Origin of the sequence: Delftia sp. DS1230 (assembly GCF_040112715.1) — a bacterium.
GTDB lineage: Bacteria > Pseudomonadota > Gammaproteobacteria > Burkholderiales > Burkholderiaceae_C > Comamonas > Comamonas tsuruhatensis.
The window spans coordinates 756,584-775,086 of sequence record NZ_CP157763.1; the positions used below are offsets into that span (position 1 = coordinate 756,584).

General features: G+C 57.9%; 12 protein-coding genes. All 12 read right to left on the minus strand.

The genetic code is table 11. From position 1 onward, the window contains the following. Positions 1-80: 80 nt before the first annotated feature. Positions 81-2,972, minus strand: a complete 2,892-nt coding sequence (locus AAN986_RS03415) for a fimbria/pilus outer membrane usher protein (RefSeq protein ID WP_047218448.1) — start codon at positions 2,970-2,972, stop codon at positions 81-83. Between the two features lie 114 nt (positions 2,973-3,086). Further along, a complete protein-coding gene (locus tag AAN986_RS03420) occupies positions 3,087-3,869 on the minus strand; it encodes a fimbria/pilus periplasmic chaperone (RefSeq protein WP_052862706.1) in 783 nt (260 codons plus the stop codon). Between the two features lie 104 nt (positions 3,870-3,973). Then, a complete protein-coding gene (locus tag AAN986_RS03425; protein WP_012207733.1) occupies positions 3,974-4,528 on the minus strand; it encodes a fimbrial protein in 555 nt (184 codons plus the stop codon). A gap of 805 nt (positions 4,529-5,333) precedes the next feature. Further along, complete coding sequence (locus tag AAN986_RS03430; RefSeq protein ID WP_047218449.1) at positions 5,334-8,426, minus strand: fimbria/pilus outer membrane usher protein; 3,093 nt, start codon at positions 8,424-8,426, stop codon at positions 5,334-5,336. Between the two features lie 274 nt (positions 8,427-8,700). Next, on the minus strand, positions 8,701-9,462 hold the full coding sequence (locus AAN986_RS03435) for a fimbria/pilus periplasmic chaperone (RefSeq protein ID WP_047218450.1): 762 nt from the start codon (positions 9,460-9,462) through the stop codon (positions 8,701-8,703). A gap of 113 nt (positions 9,463-9,575) precedes the next feature. Then, complete coding sequence (locus AAN986_RS03440; RefSeq protein ID WP_034363243.1) at positions 9,576-10,163, minus strand: fimbrial protein; 588 nt, start codon at positions 10,161-10,163, stop codon at positions 9,576-9,578. 623 nt (positions 10,164-10,786) lie between these two features. Beyond that, entirely contained in the window at positions 10,787-11,584 is a 798-nt protein-coding gene (locus AAN986_RS03445) for an HAD-IIB family hydrolase (protein ID WP_047218468.1), read from the minus strand. An 86-nt stretch (positions 11,585-11,670) separates the two neighbouring features. Beyond that, complete coding sequence (locus AAN986_RS03450) at positions 11,671-13,518, minus strand: hypothetical protein (RefSeq protein WP_241150377.1); 1,848 nt, start codon at positions 13,516-13,518, stop codon at positions 11,671-11,673. Between the two features lie 101 nt (positions 13,519-13,619). After that, positions 13,620-14,720, minus strand: coding sequence for an acyltransferase (locus tag AAN986_RS03455; protein ID WP_047218451.1), 1,101 nt, complete (start codon positions 14,718-14,720; stop codon positions 13,620-13,622). Positions 14,721-14,747: 27 nt separating this feature from the next. Beyond that, a complete protein-coding gene (locus tag AAN986_RS03460; RefSeq protein ID WP_082138094.1) occupies positions 14,748-15,731 on the minus strand; it encodes a glycosyltransferase in 984 nt (327 codons plus the stop codon). A 15-nt stretch (positions 15,732-15,746) separates the two neighbouring features. Beyond that, complete coding sequence (locus tag AAN986_RS03465; RefSeq protein WP_034363250.1) at positions 15,747-16,097, minus strand: undecaprenyl phosphate-alpha-L-ara4N flippase subunit ArnE; 351 nt, start codon at positions 16,095-16,097, stop codon at positions 15,747-15,749. Beyond that, a complete protein-coding gene (locus AAN986_RS03470) occupies positions 16,094-18,475 on the minus strand; it encodes an acyltransferase (RefSeq protein ID WP_162233974.1) in 2,382 nt (793 codons plus the stop codon). Before AAN986_RS03470 ends, AAN986_RS03465 begins: the two co-directional genes overlap by 4 nt. Between the last annotated feature and the right edge of the window lie 28 nt (positions 18,476-18,503).

Consider the following 18,503-nt stretch of genomic DNA (forward strand, 5'->3'; position numbering starts at 1 on the left):
TGGATTTCAATATCGCAGGGCAGGTGACCGGCGGACCGCGTGCCGGAAAGGGGGTGGGCACAGCCATGTAACGCGTCGGTTCAGACGCCGACCGAGGCCTGGGCTTGCGTCGGCGAGTCCCGCAATTCACCCACCAGGCTGCGATCGATCCGCAGGCCAGGGCTGTTGTCTGCCTGGCCGTCCGGCACCAAGGGCGGCTGCGCCTGGCCCGTGTACTGCTTCGCATCGGCCGTGGTGCGCAAGACACTGATGCGCAGGCTCAGCCGCAAATCGCCAAGATGCTTCTCGGCCTGGAAGGGCAGGCTGGACTGGCGGATGGCGATGGGGCGCGAGGTCTCGGCTCTGTGTGTCAGCGCGGCCTGATGGGACGGCGCTGCGGCAAGATGGGACGGCACGCAGTGCAGGTCCATGCTGGCTGGCACACGGGAGCCGGTGGAGCGCTCCCGCGCCGGCAGCGAATAGGCCATGCTGCAATGGGCCGTGCCATCTCCGGCCTTCCACTGGGCGTGCAGCTGCCCCTGGTCCGACAGGCCGCGCAGCATGAGCTTGCCGGCCTGGCCGACCATGCCCAGGTCCTTGCCGCTCTCGTCCGAGACGACGGCGCCGAAAGGCACGGGCGACGTGTCCGCCTGTGTCAGGCGCAGCACGGCCGAGCGACTGTAGGCCGTCCTGAACACCACCATGGCGGCGGCACCGGCCACCGGTGCGACGCGCCGGTTGGTTTCCTGCAGTTCCACATCCATGGACATGCCCTTGGGGTCCAGCGACACCTCGTTCATGGCATAGGGTGTCATGTAGGGCACCACGGCATAGCCCCGTGCATCGATGCGTACACCGGGCGCATTGGTGAGGCGCGCGCCCTCGGCATGCGGGGCCTGCACGATGGCGAAGGTCTCGCCCAGGGGCTGCGACAGCGTGACCCCTCCGGGGTGGGCGACCAAGGCGCCGCGCGCGCCCAGTGACAGTTGCTGGCCGGCCCGGCCCGCGCTCACGCTGCCGCTGAACAGCGTGTACGGGCGGCGGTAGAGGGCATTGGCGCCTGCATTGAGGCGCGATCCCTGGTTGCCGCTGCTGCCGTATTCGGCATTCAGGCCATAGGAGAGATCGCTGCCGACCTGCCCGTAGGTGCTGGCCTGCAACTGGTTGCCGCCGCTCGAGTCATGTGTGAAACGGCTCATGACTCTGGGCTTTCCCGCCCCCAGCGGAATCGTCACCCCTGCGTACAGCTGCGTGCTGGGGCGGCCCCAGGCATCGCGCTGGCGCGAGGCCGACAGGTTGTAGGGAACGCCCAGCCACGAGCTGCTGTAGTTGAGCGTGTAGTCCACGCGGCGGCCCGCGCGGTTCCAGTAGTTGTCCATGGAGGCGGAAATGCTCAGGTTGCCGCCTTGCTCGCCCAGGCGCTGGCTCAGTGTCATTGCGGCGCGCGTGCGCGGGCGCGACAGCAGGGGCGGTGCGCCGCTGGCAGCGGGCCGGGTCAGGTCGCGCGCCCGCATGGCCTCGTTGATGCCGAAGAACCCGTTGGTGGAATAGCGGTAGGCAGCCAGGGTGATGCCCGTGCCGGACTCCGGGAAGGTCTTGGCGTAGGTGACTCTCAGGCTTTGTCCTGAGTAGCTGCGGTCATGGGGGATGCGGGTGTTGGCGTGTGTGAGGTCCAGGCCAAAGGCACCCCATGGTGTATTGAACACGGCGCCCAGCGTGGGCGAGAAATAGCCCTTGGCGACCGTGGCGCCGCCATAGGCCGTGAGCATGTTCGAGAGGCCGTACTGCCAGCCTGCCTGCGAGAAGAGCGGAGCGCTCTCACGCAGGCCGCGCACCGCGCCTGCTGTGAGGCTGTAGCGGTGCTGGCCCTCGCGCAGCGAACGAGGAACGGCCGCATAGGGCACCGAGAAGGAACGCACGGAGCCGTCGGCCTCCTCGATATCCACCTGCAGGTCGCCGCCATAGCCGGTGGGGTACAGGTCATTGATCACGAAGGCGCCCGGTGCCACCGTGGTCTCTTGCAGCTTGATGCCGTTCTGGCGGATGACCACCCGAGCGTTGGAATTGGCCACGCCGCGCACCACGGGCGCGAAGCCGCGCTGCGACTCGGGCAGCATGCGGTCGTCCGTGCGCAGCCGCAGGCCGCGGAAGGAGACCGAGTCCATGATCTCCCCGTCGGTGTAGGTGTCGCCCAGGATCAGTTGCGATGACCAGTCGGCGATGTCGCGCTGCGCATAGGCCGAGATGCTCTGATACCGGCTCGGTCCCTGATCGCTCCAACTGAACGAGCCACTGTGCCGGAAATGCCAGCGCGCATAGTTGAAGCCGCTGTTCAGGCCCAGGTAGCCCTGGGTGCTACTGCCCGCTGGCCCGCCGCGCGCATGGTAGGTGTTGAAGTCATAGCCGAGCATGCCGGTCGTCACGCCCGCGTTCCACTGCTCCGGACTCACGTAGCCGCTTGCCACGCGCCGCATCAGGATCTGGGGAATGCTCACATCCAGTCGTTGCAAACCTACGTTGAAGCTTGCGGAAGCGCCGGGGACGACCTTTTCAATGCGCAGGCACGCCGGGTCTCCATCCACAACATCCTCGTTCGCCGGCAGGCTCGCCATGTCAATGTCCATTTGCTCCAGCAGGGACATGTTGAAGCAGGGCTGGGCACTGGCACCCCGACTGCGTTGAGTGAACCGCATCTCGGTGCGGGTCATCCAGTTGCCGTTGACCAGAAGGTCCGGGTTGTAGAGACCCGGTTCCACAGAATTACCCTCTGCAAAACGCAAGACATCGATCCCGTCGCCTCCTCGCAGAAAGCTGCTGTTGAATTCGATGTGCTGTGCGCGTGCGGGCGGCATCCTGCCGGCGGTGTGCTCTGTTTGCGAGGCGCGCATATCCATTTGCCAACAGGCCAGTACTGCCAGCAGCAAGGCATGTAGTGGTTTGGCCTTGAACGCGAAACAGCCTGGCTTCCGTACCCTGTCGGCTTTTTTCTTCATAGCAATCCCTCTCGATGGACATGCCTTTTTTTGCACCTGCTGTGCCGTGCTGCCTACCTCGGCCAGTCACGCGTGACCGGCATGGAGGCTTTCGGTGCTGCGTTAGGGATTCGGCTACCGTCGGCGCCCAAGTTCGACCCTGTGGCCCGCGGCACCACCCCAGTCGTTGAGGCTGGTGTAGACCACCACTGCGTCCGCGGGAAGCTCCTTGGGTAGTTGTTCGTTTTCGGCGGGCTTCTGGAATGCAAACTTTGCCGTTTCTCCTGGCAACACATGTCCTACATTCATCTTGAAACTCTGGCCAGCTGCCTCTACGGCGATATGGCCCAGATTGGCGACATATGCGGTCGGATTACGGGCCTGAAGTACGGCTTGCCCGTCTCGGGTCGTGCTCGCGGACCACTGCAACTGCTCAGGCGCATCCTTCGGTTCGCCCGGAAGGCCCTTGGGGCGATATATCAGCTTGATGCGCGTGCGAAAGGCCAGTGCGAGGCTGCCCTGGGAGCCTTTCGCGTTCTCGGTCTTGGGCGGCACGTCCAGCACGTTGATCCAGAACAATGACTCTCTGTCCTGGAGTAGGGGCTGGCCGGAATGGATGATGCGCAGCATCTGCTGGTCCGAGGCTTCCAGGCGGGTGAGCGACGGCGCGATCACAAAGGGCACATCTATGCCCTCGGGCGCCATATCTCCATCGCCCGTGTCCAGCCATGACTGCACCAGCGATGGCAATTTTCCTTCATTGGAAATCTTGAGGGTGGCTTCCGTCTCGTCGCCTGAAAATATGACCCGTGTTCCATAGAGGACTATGCTGGCATTGGCCGGGAGGACGCAAATAAGCAATGCGGCCATGGCGAAACAATGTGACAGCAGACTGGATCGGCGATTTTTCACCGGCATAGGAGATCCTGAATTTCTGTATATGAGAGAAATGCCACAGGCATTGGAGGTGAATGCGCCAGCCACCAGAAGGTGGCCGGCGCTTCTCTGAGGCGGTGGACTGCCTATTGATAGTTCATGGTGAAAGTCGCTTCAGCATTCGCCTCTCCTGAGGCAAGGGGCACGGCAGCCACGTAGTACCTGGCGATGTAGTTGAGCGTATTGGTTCCTGATTGCAGGTTGACAGGCGCAGACGGGCCGCTCAGATCCCAGATGGCCGTTGTCGAGTTGTTCTCCAGTAACTGGATGTCGGCCGTGGCATTGCTCGTATTGATGCGGCCGTTCCTGATGGGGCCATCAAAACGGACCGTGGCAGTGGTGGGCTGATTGTTCGCTCCTGGGGTTGAGCAGCCATCCAGCCTGATGGTGATCGTTCTCTGATGGGCGGGAAGAGCAACGTTGCCCACGGCACCACCGCCAGACGTGAAACCGCGGTCATTGGGAGGTACGATACCGAAATCGATCTTCTGGTCTCGACTTCCCAGATTGACGATGCAAGTGACAGGAGAAATATTTCCTGTGAATCTGACGATTCCACTCTGAGTGGATTGGGCATGGACAGAACTCAGTGCAAGCAAGGACAAGCCCGCAACCGAAAATTTCAATGCAGAAAATTTCATATTTATGCCTGATGAAATTGAGTTTGATGAATATGGTGGATTGAAGTAATGATCTTGTTTGAAACTTTTTTCTTTGACGCACCTCCATTTTTGATTTGATATTGGATATTTTTGAATGATTCCAGATATCGATGGCTATAGAGTTGCTGCTGCTGAAAGTTGCAGGTAATATATTTTTTTATGCGTCAATTGGGTGTGGCTGAAGAGGCTTTTTGGGAATATGAATTGACGGTGGATTGTTCTCGTTGATGACGAGATTTCGAAGAATCAGATTCTGATTCTTGGCAATTTGTCTGATTGGCTTATTGTCAACACATGCTCGCTGAAATGAAATTGGATAATTCTGAATTTCGCGATTTTCTCTCTAGGAATTTCCTGATTTTTTGAGCGGAGTTATCGGGATTCCCTAGGAATAGTCCTATCTTGTCTTCAATTGCTTACGAATTGGTGATCCGAACTGTGCGTGCGCGGGTCCAGAAATGGCGGGGCAAAGCCTTGTGGGAAGGCTGTCGCCTATGGATTGGGGGGATCTGCGATGCAGCTTATGCCGGCAGACAAGCGGACGATGGTCTTTGCGAGAAGAGCAAGGTCTCGGCTGTGCCGCCCTGCGGCACAAGGCCCGCAGTCAATCTTGCGGGTCTTGATGAACAGCGTTTGGGCAGTGACGGCAAATAGCTGCATGCCGATGGCTACCCGTACCAACGTATCTGCAGTCGGCGCGGGAGTCGGAAATGGAAGCCTGCTGGTGCAGGCAATCAACGTGGCCCTGCATTTGCAGCGGCCCATTTGGGCTGCTTTCCGGTGCTTATGTCTGATCGGCCGATGCCAGGACCCTGATCTTCAAGCTGGGCTGCAGGATGGCCAGCGGACGGTCAGCCCGCAGGGTTTGCTGCGGCGGCTTGTGCTTGCCGGTGCCTGCGTCGTGCCCTGCCGCCACGGGAGTTCTGCCCGCGTTGCTGGTGACTGGCACCGTGGTGGGCAAGGCGCTGATCTTGACGCTCATGCGCAGGCCGTCCAGGTTGCGCTCCAGCTTCAGTGCCTGCTGGCTGTCGCTCGGCTGTGTGGCACGAGCGGGCAGCACTGCAGCCGCAGTGACTGCCGGCGCGCTGGCGACTGCCGTGGCCGGTGCCGTTGCTGCCATGCGTTCCTGGGTGATGCCGGCCAGAGCCACAGCCGACGCAGCGTTGGAGGCCGGGGCGCCTGCCACGGCTGTCTTGGCATTGGTGGTTGCGGTTGAGGTTGCCGCGGTCTTGCCCGGCTTGGCCGATGCCACGTCGGTGGCCGCAGGCAGCAGCTTGTTGCTGGCCACGCAGGGCAGTTCCAGGCTTTGCGGCGGCTGGTGGGTGGTGCTGCGCTTTCTTTCAGGCAGGGTATAGGAGAGGTTGCAGCCCACCATGCCGGTGTCGGTCTTCCACTGCACCTGCAGCTCGCCCTGGTCTGATAGCCCGCGCGCCAGCAGCTTGCCGGCCTGGCCGATCACGCCCAACTCCTTGCCGTCCATGTCCAGCACGCTGGCGCCAAAGGGCACAGGCATGTTGCCGGCCTGCCGCGCGCGGATCACGGCCGAGCGGCCGTAGGCCGTCTTGAAGACCAGCAGCGGCACGGCACCGGCCAGCGGCGCGACGTGCTGGCTGGTTTCCTTGAGTTCCACGTCCGTCGACAGGCCCTTGGGATCGATGGAGACCTCGTTCATCGAGAACGGTGTGAGGTAGGGCACGACGGCATAGCCCCGGCTGTCCACCTTCACTCCGGGCGCGTTGTTGATGCGCGCGCCTTCCGCGTTCTTGGCCTCCACGATGGCAAAGGTGTCAGACACCGATTGCGACAGCGTCACCCCGCCCGGGTGGGCCACGATGGCGCCACGCGCGCCTACCGAGAACTGCTGGTAGCCGCTGCTGGCGCTGACGCTGCCGCTGAGTTCGGTCTGCGATGCGCGGTAGGTGGCGTTGGCGCTGGCACTGGTGCTGCTGCCATTCATGCCACCGGTGTTGTGGTTGGCGCTGAGGCCGTAGGAGATGGCGTTGTCGTCGCCCAGCAGACCGGACAGGTTGGCCTGGGCCTGCACGCGGCCGCGCGAGTCGCGGTTGGTATTGGTGGAGAGCATCATGCCGCGCTCCATGCTGAGCGGAATCGACAGGCCCACGTGCAGGAACGTGTTGGACTGTCCCCAGGCATCACGCTGGCGCGCCGCAGAGAGGTTGTAGGAGATGTTGCGGAACGAGTTGCTGTAGCCAATGGCGTAGTCGACGTTGGAGCCCTGTCGGTTCCAGTACTTGGCAGTGGACGCCGTGAGGCTGAGGTTGCCTCCCCCAGGCCCGAACTGCTGTCCCATGACCAGGGAGGCGCGGTTGCGAGGCCGGTACAGGTCCGTGGAGGGCCGTAGCAGATTGGCCTGATCCCGTGCGCGCATGGCGTCGTTGAGGCCGAAGAATCCGTTGGTGGAGTAGCGATAGGCGGCAATGGCCACGTGGGTGCCGATCTGCGCAAAGGACTTTGCGTAGCTGGCCCGCAGGCTCTGCCCGGAAAAGGAACCGTCGTGGGGGATGCTGGTGGAGGCGTGCGTGATGTCTGCACCGAAGGCGCCCCAGGGCGTGGTGAGCGCTGCGCCAATCATGGGCGAGATATGGCCCTTGGCCAGGGACACGCCGCCGTAGCCTGTCAGCATATTGGTGAAGCCGTGCTGCCACGTGGCCTGGGAGAACATGGGCGAGGTGTTGGGCAGGTGGCGTACCACGCCCGCAGTGAGGCTGTATCGGTTCTGCCCTTCACGCAGCGACAGCGGCACGGCCGCGTAGGGAACGGAGAAGCTGCGCACGGCGCCATTGGCCTCGGTGATGCTGACTTGCAGGTCGCCACCGTAGCCCGTGGGATAGAGGTCGTTGATGACGAAGGCGCCGGGCGCCACCGTGGTTTCGTAGAGCTTGATGCCGTTCTGCGTGATGGTGACTCGGGCATTGGTGTTGGCCACGCCGCGCACCACGGGCGCGTAGCCGCGCTGGGAGTCGGGCAGCATGCGGTCATCACTGTTCAAGCGTATGCCGCGAAACGAGGTGGAGTCCATCAGGTCGCCACCCGTGTAGGTGTCGCCCAGTATGAGCTGGGAAGACCAGTCGGCAATGTCGCGCTGTGCGTAGGTGGAGATGTTCTGGTAGTTGCCCCGTCCAGTGTCCGCCCAGCTGAAGGAGCCGTTGTGCCGGAAATGCCAGCGGTCGATGTTGACGCCGCCGTTCAGGCCCAGGTAGCTCTGCGTGGTGTTTTCTGCGTTGCTGGAGCGCCCGTGGTAGGTGTTGAACTGGTAGCCGAGCAGGCCGACAGGCACGCCGGCGCTCCATTGGTCGGGACTGACATAGCCGCGCACCGAACGGCGTAGCGAGGCCTGGGGCACGCTCAGGTCCAGTCGCTGCTTGCCGAAGTCGAAACTGGTCAAGGCGCCCGCAACGATCTGGTCCAGACGGTTGCAGCCACCGTCGGCCGCCAGCTTCAAGGCGGCCTCGGGCGGCAGGCGTGAGAGGTCGATGCCCACCTTCTCCAGCAGGGCCTTGTCCAGGCAGGGCAGCGCGTCCTGTGAGCCGGACTGGGCCTTGAACTGCACTTCGCGGCGGCCAACCCAGTTGCCGTTGATGTAGATGTCGGGGCTGTAGTTGCCGGGCGTGACCACGTTGGCGCGCGAGTAGCGCGAGACGTCAATAGTCTGCTTGCCGGTGTTCAGAAAGCTGGGGTCGAAGTCGACGGCAGCCGGCGTGGGCTGCCACTGGCCGGTGGACGTGGAGGTCGTGACTTCCTTGACCTGCTGCCCCTGCTGGGCCTCGGACTGCCAGCACACCAGCACGGAGAGCAGCAGCGCATGGCCGGGCTTCAGTTGGAAATATCCGGCAGGGCCTTGGCCTGGCCCCGGCATTGTTCCTTTTCCTTGCCTTGTATGCCGGCTTTTGATTCCCTTTTCTGAATCTGGAAAGACTGGCCTGATCATTTGCTTATCTCCTAATGCTGTGCGCCCGATGCAAAGCGAACGGCCAAGGCCGATGTGCCAGTCCCGGTAAAGAGACCGATGCCGTTTCGCCGGGTATTAACGCTGGGTATCGGTGTGCTGGCCGGGCTGAAAATGCAGTGGCACTAGATAATCAGGCCGGAAAGGACGGGGGATTCGCGTGGCTTTGCTCGCATTGCCCTGTTTATTGGGCGGAATTTCCGATTCTGGCTTCGTGGTTGAGACTGGCGCCCCAATCATTGATGCTGCTGAACATCACCGTGGCACCTGCCGCGCCAGCCATGTTGGCACCCGCAGGTTCCTTGATTGGGAAGGTGGCCACCTGGCCGGGAAGAACGGGCCCGACGCCTGCCTCGAAGGATTTGCCGCCGAGTTGCACTTCAACGCCAGCCACATTGACCACAAAGGCGCTGGGATTGCGTGCTTTCAACACAGGCTGGTTTTTGGCGTCAACGTCTACCGACCATTGAAGCTGGGCAGGAGCCTCCTGGGCATTGCCGGGCAGGTTGCTGGGTCGGTACATGAGCTTGACACGGGTGCGAAAGGCGAACTGGAGATTGTTGGAGTCGCCTTCCATTTCCGCCTTGGGCGGGACGTCCAGCACGTTGAGCCAGAACAGGGATTCCTTGTCGGCAGGCAGTGCTTCGCCCGAATAGATGATGCGCAACGTCTGGCTCTTGCCCGCCTCGATGCGCATGATGGTGGGCGTGATGACGAAGGGAACGTCGATGTTCTCAGGCGATTCCTGGTTGTTGCCCTTGTCCAGCCAGGTCTGCACCAGGGCAGGTTTGCTGCCTTCGTTGGTGAGCTGGATGGTGGCTTCCTTCTCGCCACTGGGGAAGATGATGCGCGTGCCCGTCAATGTCACGCTGGCCTGTGCCGCCGCTCCAAGAAGAAGGGACAACAGGATGGCAGCAAGCCCATATGAACGTTTGATCGTCAGCATCGGAGAACTCTCTGGGTTTTGAGCGAAAGAATGGGGCCAGGCCCATGTCACGAAAGCAGAAGACACGGCATATCGACCACCGCAAGGCGGCCGATATGCCTGAAAGTCAGTGATTACTGATAGACCAGCGAGTAGGTCACCGAGGTGTCGGTACGGCCTGCGGTCACGGGGCCGGTGGCCACGTATTCGGAGGCGAAACGCATGATGGCCCGGCCATTGCCACCGACCTTGTTGTCGATGTCCACAAAGCGCGATTGGGCGGAACCGATCTTCAGGCGCTCGTTGTTGCTGGGATCCACGATGGCGATCTGGACACCGGAGGCCACGGCGGGCGCACCAGTACCGCTGGCCGCTGCGGGCTTGAGCATGCCGGTGACCAGGTCCACGTTGGGGCCGGCTTCGAAGAACACGGCGACCTTTGAGACGGGCGCTGTGGAGGTGGCGGTGGCCAGCTCACAGCCGCTGAGTTCCAGCGAGAACGCCTGGCGGCCGACCGTGGCACCCACGGTGGCCAGCTGGTTGTTCGCCACGTTGGGCAGCTTCACGCCGTCCTTGGCGGCGCCGGCGACCGTGGTGTCCACCTTGCAGGTGGTGGTGACCACCTCGCCCGTGAAGTTGATGGTGCCGTCTGCTGCTTGAGCGGTGTTCATGGCCATCATGACCAGGCCGGCGACCGATGTCAGCAATGCGATCTTTTTCATGGGTATTCCCTCGAGTTGAAGAGATAAATGAAATTCCAGCAGCGATGAATGCGCTGATGGAATAGGAGAGTGTGTGAATGGTTGAGTGGTTAATAAATCATCAGTGTTCCATGTTCACCTCATCAATCCAATGGTTGGTAACTGTCAGCATGGTCAATGATTTGCAGGGGTTGCGATCATGCTGGAATAGGTGGTGGCGCTGACATGGAGAAATTGTTCGGATGAGGGAGCGTTGGCGAGGGATGGGCGAGGTTTGTTTCTCTGGCATGTTTGAAATTGAATTGCTCAAAGACACCAGTGCCCAATGGCGCGGACGGGGTTCAGGAGAGAATATGTCAAAGAAAAAGGCGAAAAAACCTATTCTTTGGGTATGTGATGGATTCTAGGTGTGCGCCGCCGTTATATGAAATAGGGCGCATTCTGATTATTTGAGCCTGAATCTAGGAATAGTCCTAGATTTGCTCTGTCGAATGGGGGAAAGAGGGTGCGCAGCCCGCCTGCGCCGGGCGGTTGCCTGTGCTGAGGGTGATGGTGTCTGCGGAGGGGGCGCGGGTCCCGCAGATCAGGAGGGGTGGTCGAGGGCGAAGGCCTGCAAGGGCAGCACCGGCCCTCGGCCCTGTGGATCAGGGGCGCTGGGACAGCAAATACTGCGCCATTTCGGCAAAGCCGTCGCCGCGCTCGGCCTGCGTGACATGGCGAGGCAGGTGCTTGAGCTGGGGCACGAAGCGCGCGATGTTGGCCACGCCCAGGCTGTGGGGCATGTGCTCGAACATCAGCTGGTCGTTGGTGGAGTCGCCGATGTAGATCCAGCGGTCCAGCGTGGCGTCGAGGTCGATGTCGAACAGGGTGCGCAGGATCCATCGCGCGCCTTCGAGCTTGTTGTGCGCGCCAAACCAGCCGTTGATGTGGATGGAGCTGACGGTGGCGTTCATGCCCGCCGCCTTCATGATGGCCACGCACCGGTCAATGTCCTGCTGGGGCATCTGCGCGAATTCGCTGTGGTCCACGGCAATGTCGCATTCGCGGCCCGCCGAGTCGGTGGCGCGCAGCGCGCCGGGCACGGTGGCCTCGATCTCGGCCAGCACCTGCTGCATCCGCGCGTAGTTGGCAGTGCGTGTGGCCTCGTCCTGCTGGTAGAGCTTGTCCAGCCCGCCCTGCGCATTGCGCCGCAGGGCCACGGCGCCGTTCTCGGCCACGATGGCATCCACGGGCCAGGCTTGGGCAAACGGCTCGCTCCAGCCTACGGGCCTGCCCGTGATCGGCACCACGCGCAGGCCGGACTGCTTGAGCCGGGCGATGGCATCGACGACATGGTCCGGCACCACGCCCTCGGTGGTCAGAGTGTCGTCGATGTCGGTGAGGATGCCGAGCGGCGATGCGGGAGGTGTCCAGAGGGACAGCGGCTGGAGGGTTGTAGGCACGGTCGTCAAAATGCAAAAAGCCGCCCGGGGCGGCTTGTAAAAGGGCAGCGTTTGCACGCACGGACCGTGCGCGCAAGGGCTCCATCCTACTGCCTGGCGAATTCGACGATGGCCTTGTAGAACTTGTCGGAGCCGTCCTTGGGGTTGTCGGGGGACAGTTCCATGCGGTTGACGCCGTGTTCGGCCGCGCCCAGGCGGGCGGGAATCAGCGAGAAGTAGTAGGGACTGATGAAGGTTGCGCCGTTGTCATAGTGCGACTGCATGGCTTTCAGGTGCGCTCCTTCGCGCTTCCACTGCTGCGGGTTGAACTCTGGGACGCCGTAACTGGTGATGCCAATTTGCCTCATGTAGTTGCGCATCCACTCGCTGTTGGTGGTGCCGCCATACATGTTCACGCCGGTTCGCCAGGGTGTATCGCCACCGATCGTCTTGTCGGAGGCAAGCAATTGCGGGTTCCAGGACGAGTTCACATTCGCCACGATCTGATGCGAGTAGATTTTTTCAGCCGGCAGCCCTGCATCTACGGCCTTTTGGTGGAAGGCTTTCAGAAGACCGTACACCTGCGATTCGCGGTAGGTGTTCCAGTCGTGCGCCAACGGGTTGTAGTAGAGGTCTTGCGGTCCGGCCGGCATGTCCAGCCAGGTGCGCACTCCGCGCAGCGTTGAGATCCGCTGCATCCATCCCAGTCGCTTGGGCGGCTGTGCCGATACCTTGCTCTGGTCGCGCGGAACGACCATAAACTCCACATTGGCCAGCAGGTACCGTCGTTCATGGGTTGCGGCAACGACCTGTGCGATGTGCTTTCCTGGCGGCAGGTCTCGATAGTCCAAGTCATGCCGAAAGCCAGTGTTGGGATCGGTGATCGCATCCAAGGCACGGTAGACATCCAGCCTGCCCAGGCCGCGGGCAACAGGCGCGACGAATTTGCCATCCACGTACAGATCCAGCTTTTTCACGGCCTGCTCAGGGTCCCACAGCCAGCCTGCAATCGGCAGCGTGCCACCTGCGAAGGCGTCATAGTGCTCGCCAAAGGAGCTCAGGCGCTCCTTGCGAATGTCCTTGGATGGGGCTGGGACGGCATCAAACGAAGGATAGTCCAGTCCGGTCTGCATTTTCAGCTGTCCCACATCCTTGTACTTGGACTGCAACCAGCGCCGAAAGCCTGCAACGGAATCCGGACTGTAGTCTGTGACTTGGATGGATTGGTAGGCGCCCATGCCGTTCTGGAAGTCAGGGAACATGTGGTGCAGTTCGCCCGGCAGCGTGTAGGCGACGATGCGCTTTTGCACCGCCTCGGGCAGTTCCAGGATTTTCTTTACAACGTACTGCAGAGCCTTGAAGCGGTATTGGTTGACAGGAATGACAGGATCGACCGACAGCGTATATGGCATGACCCGGTAGCCGAAATATCCGAGTTCCAGCGGCTTGCCGTCGCGCAATTGCATTAGGTTGCGAGGGTTCTTGGCAAGCTCGTCGACGATGTCACCAGTGGAGTCGAAATGGTCAGCCATGAGATAGACCACGGCTGGGCGCTCCACCTTGCGGATGACATTCAGGAAACTTTCCACGCGGGTGCCATCAATCTCCCAACCACGGACTGTGTGTCGATACAACGTCAGAAGCGGAAGGGTAAGGGTATAGCCGACCTGCACTGATCCCCGAGGGCCGTCTGGCTCAAGCTTGTCCAGCAGTCCGGCAATGGCCGCAGTTCCATCGAAACCGTGCTGTCTGCAGAAGGTGAAAAGTGCTTCCAGTGTCTTGATTTCTGTATTGGCCGCCGCTTCATTGCAGATGTACCACCCCTCCACCGAAGGAGCCACAATCAGGGGCGGGCGCCTCTGGGTGGGTTCAGGCTGCACGTTGTTGGCGAGTACCGGAGTTGCTGCCAACAGCGTGGCGATGGCACCAAGAAATCGGAAAAAGGCGTTGATCACGGCAGAATCTGGTTTACTTGATTTGTACTGGTCCGGTTTGCCAAGTGCTCCGACCGGCGAAGTGCTCCCTGAGACTCAAATCTCAGGAGGTTGGCCATCATTTATGCGGTGCGATTGGACAAAAAGGCAAGCCGGATTGCAATTTGTCGCTTGAATATATTGTGCAAGGGGAGCTCCATCCATCGATAGCTCAGCCATGAAAAGACCAAGGTCACAAGCAGGGTGGCTAAAGCCCATGCATTCGATGGCATGTGCAAGCTTGCCTGCAATTTGAAATACAGAATACCCATGGCAGCCAACACCATGATGTGGCTGAGGTAGATGCTGTAGGACGCGTCGCCCAAAGACTGCAGCAATTTTCCGGGCGTGATCTTCCTGCGTTCCAGTTCCATGCCGCACGCAACCAAGCACAAGGAGAATCCGCCCAGAAGAATAGCTCGCTCACATGCATGGAAGAAGCCTGCCATGCCACTATGGTTGAGGTTCCCATTGATCTGAAGGTCATAGGCCGTGTAGAGCAGGGCCAGGGCACCCAGGAACCAAGGCAACAGGAGCTGCCGAGGACGGCGATGGATCCACTCTGCCAAAAGAAAGCCGGCAATAAACTCGACGACAAGTGGTGACAGGTAGAAGGGGATCAGCAGATTTTGCTTGGCCTTCGCTTCATTTTCAGGAAGATACATGCCGTTCTTGTAGAACCAGATGTTCAGACATATGACAAGCAGGCCCAGGACGGAAAGGATTAGCGTTGCATGGCGACGCTGCCAAAACACGATGGCTGCCACTATCACGTAAAAATAGAGTTCGAAGCTCAGTGTCCAGGTGATTGGCAGCAGATAGAGCATCAGATCCTGGGGCCAAAGGAAGAATGAACCCAGCAGGCTGACTTGTGGCCGCAGTACTCCTAGAAGCACGGCCGCCACCAGATAGACGACAAAAAACGGCCACCAGCCGATGTAGATACGTCCAAAGCGCTGTACAAGAAAGCGCGTGGCCGGCCTCCATCCTGGCTGCAACATGCGTGTTGTCTCGGCCATGATGAGACCGCTGATCACGAAAAAAAGATCGACTCCGGCGAAACCTAAGCTGGAGATGGCTTCTGGAACCAGGGACAGATTGAATGGCGTGACCGGCGGGGTCATGTGATGGAGCACCACCCAGAGCGCGGCGAAAAACCGCAGGGTTTGCACGTTCTTTAGCATTATTTTTCTACAACTTGATAACAGGGCTCAACCCATGTCGGTGGAGGACAGATCCATGCTCTCCGCAAGAGTGGTGCTCAGCGGCTCTTTAGGAGTGCTGCTTATATCATATTGTAAAAAGGCAATGATGAACTGTATCCCCACCAAAGTGGGCAGAGCCGCGAGCATGACGGTGCCGCTGCTGGCAACTTTGTGTTGCATGCTACTGCTGATCCACTGAGTCATCCCAAAAAACACGCCGAAAAGAAAAAGAATTAGGCCGAATATGCTGTACAAGGAGCCAAGATTGAAGTCTCTCAGCAAGTATTTATAAAAATAGCGTTTGCCAAGCCTGATGAGATGTTTCTTGGAGAACTCGGGGAGAATTTTTCTTATATTGAGATTGGACTCTTCGTCTGCGTATACAGCGTCCATGGGAATGTCTTTTACCACGGCACGAATGGTGTTGAGTCTGAAAAGCATGTCTGTCTCGAAAAAGTATCTTTTTTCGAATTTATCTATGGGTAGCTCTTTTAGTACGCTGACATGTATGGCTGTGTATCCATTTGATGGATCCATGATGTGCCAGTAGCCGCAACTGACTTTTGTAATGAAGGAAAGTGCCGCATTGCCGAATAGTCGTGCCTTTGGCATGCCGTAGCTTGATTCTGGGCGGAAGAAGCGATTTCCTTTGGTGTAATCAGCTAGGCCTTTGATGATTGGGCGAACAAACAGCGGCAAAAGATGTGGATCCATTTGGCCATCACCGTCTATTTTTACAACAATATCTATTCCATCTTGGATGGCCTGTTTGTATGCAGTGCTGACTGCGCCGCCAACTCCCTGATTCTCTGCGTGGAGAATGACGCTGACCCTTGGATCTTTGCAGTTTTGAGTGATCCATTGGCCGCTTCCGTCCGGGCAAAAGTCATCCACGGCGTAGATCTTTGCCACAAAATCCGGTATTTCCTTTATGACACCAAGAACATGCTGCTTGACTTTGTAGCAAGGTATGGCAACTGCTATTTTCATATCAAATCCCATTGATTAGTTGGTTTTTGCTGTAATAGAAATGCCTATGGCAATTATGGCGCCTCCCAGTATGGTCTTTGCATGTAGTGGTTCATTGAGAAATAGCCAGGCAAGCGTGGGGACTAGAATGAACGCCAAACCCATGAATGGATAGGCAAGATAGAGGGGCGCATTCCTTAGAACCCAAATCCATACAAGAGTCGTCAACCCGTAAAGAATAAAGGCGCTGACCAGCCAAGTGTTGAAGGCGATGTCGAAAAAAGAGGGGGATGGCGGAATAGTGGTTGCTGCCTTTTTGAAAAGTAGCTGTCCGATGGATATGCCTATGACGCAAATCAATGCGACAGCGCTTGTGATAAGTGTCATGTGGAACTCTTTTGCTTGTCAAGTGATGCGTGGATGGGCAGGAGCGCCAGTGGGGCTGTGAAGAATGCAAGTAGATATCGATACTCTCCAGCAATGGAGAATATAAACACCGCAATCAGTTGCAGCAGCATAGTGCCTGATATGACAATGGCTGTTTTGTGCCTGGCTATTATTGATTTTCTGAAGGTGGAGATGATGAGGAAAATCCCCAGCCAAGGAGTCCAGAATATTTTTGAATAATCCATCGAAAAATCAAGCCACTTCTGAAAAAAGGAATCTGTGGGTAGATTGTATTCTTCCGGTATGGATCTGGATTTCGTTTGTGGTAAGAAATACTGGGTGCTACCCAGGGAGCCGGGAATACCACCGCTTGCGAACGCCGCGTAAAGAAAGATATTGACTCTGCTGGCCGCGAATGCAGGGAAGTTGTGCCACAAGTTGTATTTGAAAAAATCCTTGATGATGATTTTTTTGTTGGATGAAGACATTGAAAGCAAGGTCGGTCCATCGGGGCGAAATATCAAAGGATCCCAATAATAGTGGTCGTAGAACTGCTGAACCTCTTGGATGCTCTTTCCTGTGGATTCCAGTGCCTGCTGGGATCTTGGCGTGATGCGGGGTTTGTCCATTTCCCACAGGCCCATGGGGCGGTTCTCGAGAAAGCCAACGGTTTCATAAACTGCTAGCGGGAAAACCGTGCCTATGGAGTGTTTGTTTCTGTGAACGATATTTCCGGCAACGGCTAGTGCAGACCAGCCAATGATGATGATGGCAAGCTTGCGCCTGTGGCTGCCCTGTAGAAGATAAAGCAAATAGATCAGTGGGATGAAGTTGGCAATCCCGTTGGGCCTGGAGAATATTGCAAAAGGTATGGTGACAAAAAATATGAAAACTGATATGTTGCCAATGCTACGCTTCTTCGAGCATATCCATATCTCGAGCAGCATGCATGCAAGTGTCGAGGCGTAGATTCCATCGGAATATAGGCTGCCATTATAAAATACCAGGCAAGGGGCAAGCACGATGAATATCAGAGAAAATTTGAATGATTTTCTCAAATTTTGCTCTGCCATCCATGTCAGGGCTCTGGTGAAGATGATCGAGCTTGTCAGCATTTGTACTGCGATAGGGATTTCGACAAGCCGCCACGGAGAGTAGAAGAAATCAACAAAGAGGAACCAGAAAATAGGCTTTCCGGATTGAAATTCTCTTTGAGTCTCGGATTCAAGCATGACAGCGTAGCTGTCCGGGCCTATGACTCCGGGCCAAAAGGATACGAGCCACAGCAGATAGATAAGCGCAATACCCGCCCACAGACAGAAGAAAAATCTATACCTGCTGTATGGTTTTTTAAAGCTAAAGAATTCTCCGTTCGACCGGCTGGGCTTGAATTTGAGTGCCTGTTTCTCGATGGCATGCCACGATAGATATGCGAATGCAATCGTGATGACGAAGGATATAAGAAGGCTGGTGTAGAAGTTCAGACTGTGAGATGCGAAGCTCAGTATCGTCTGCTGCACGGGAAATGCAAAAAGATATATGCCGTATGAAGGATCTCCCCAGCGCCCGAAATTACGAAGGAAAGGCGTGGAAGAGGTTCCCAGAAAAATTGCCATGTAAGGCAGTATCAGCAATACGGCGAGAAATTTGAGCTTCAGATAAATAAGAATAATTGCAGCTGTGCAAAGTGCAAGCAGGATTTTTTTCTTGTGTTTTGACCATATGTCTTGCAGTGCATACAGAGCGGATCCGGAGAGAAAGAAGGCTATGAATTCCTGTTTGGCGTGGATATCTGCTGCAGAGGTAGGGAGACGCTTGAAGGCATACCAAATAAGATAAGCTGCGGCGATGGCCAGCAGGCTCTTCTTGCTATTCAATAAGCCAATGAATCCCAGGCTTCCCAGTAGAATATAGCAGATAACCTCGTATGGTATGGTCCATAAGGAGCCATTGACGGTAGGGAGTGCTGGATTGTTTTGGAAGACGCCCGGCAGGGTGAATCGCGTCTCCATATATAGAAGCTTCAGGTATCCAAGGGTCTCCGGATGGCCAAAGTAATCCTGCATGCTCAGTGTCGTGACGGAGGGGCCAAGAATGAATGTGCAGAAAATAACAATGAATGTCAGTGCTGGCCAGATGCGCAGAATGCGCCGCAAGAAGAATCGTCCAATATGCGGGTCGGCGAACCAGCTTTGAGCAACAAGATAGCCACTGATAGAAAAGAATATTAATACCGCAACCCCTCCCCATGTATACATGCCAAGTAAGCCGGAGGTTGGAAGTCCCGAAAGCGCGTAGTGGTGGCTGTATAGCACCAAGCTTGCGGCAAAGATTCGAAGAAAATCGAAGTTGTTGGATGGATGGCTGTTTTTATCCACGGATATTTCTTTTCTGAAAACACAGCAG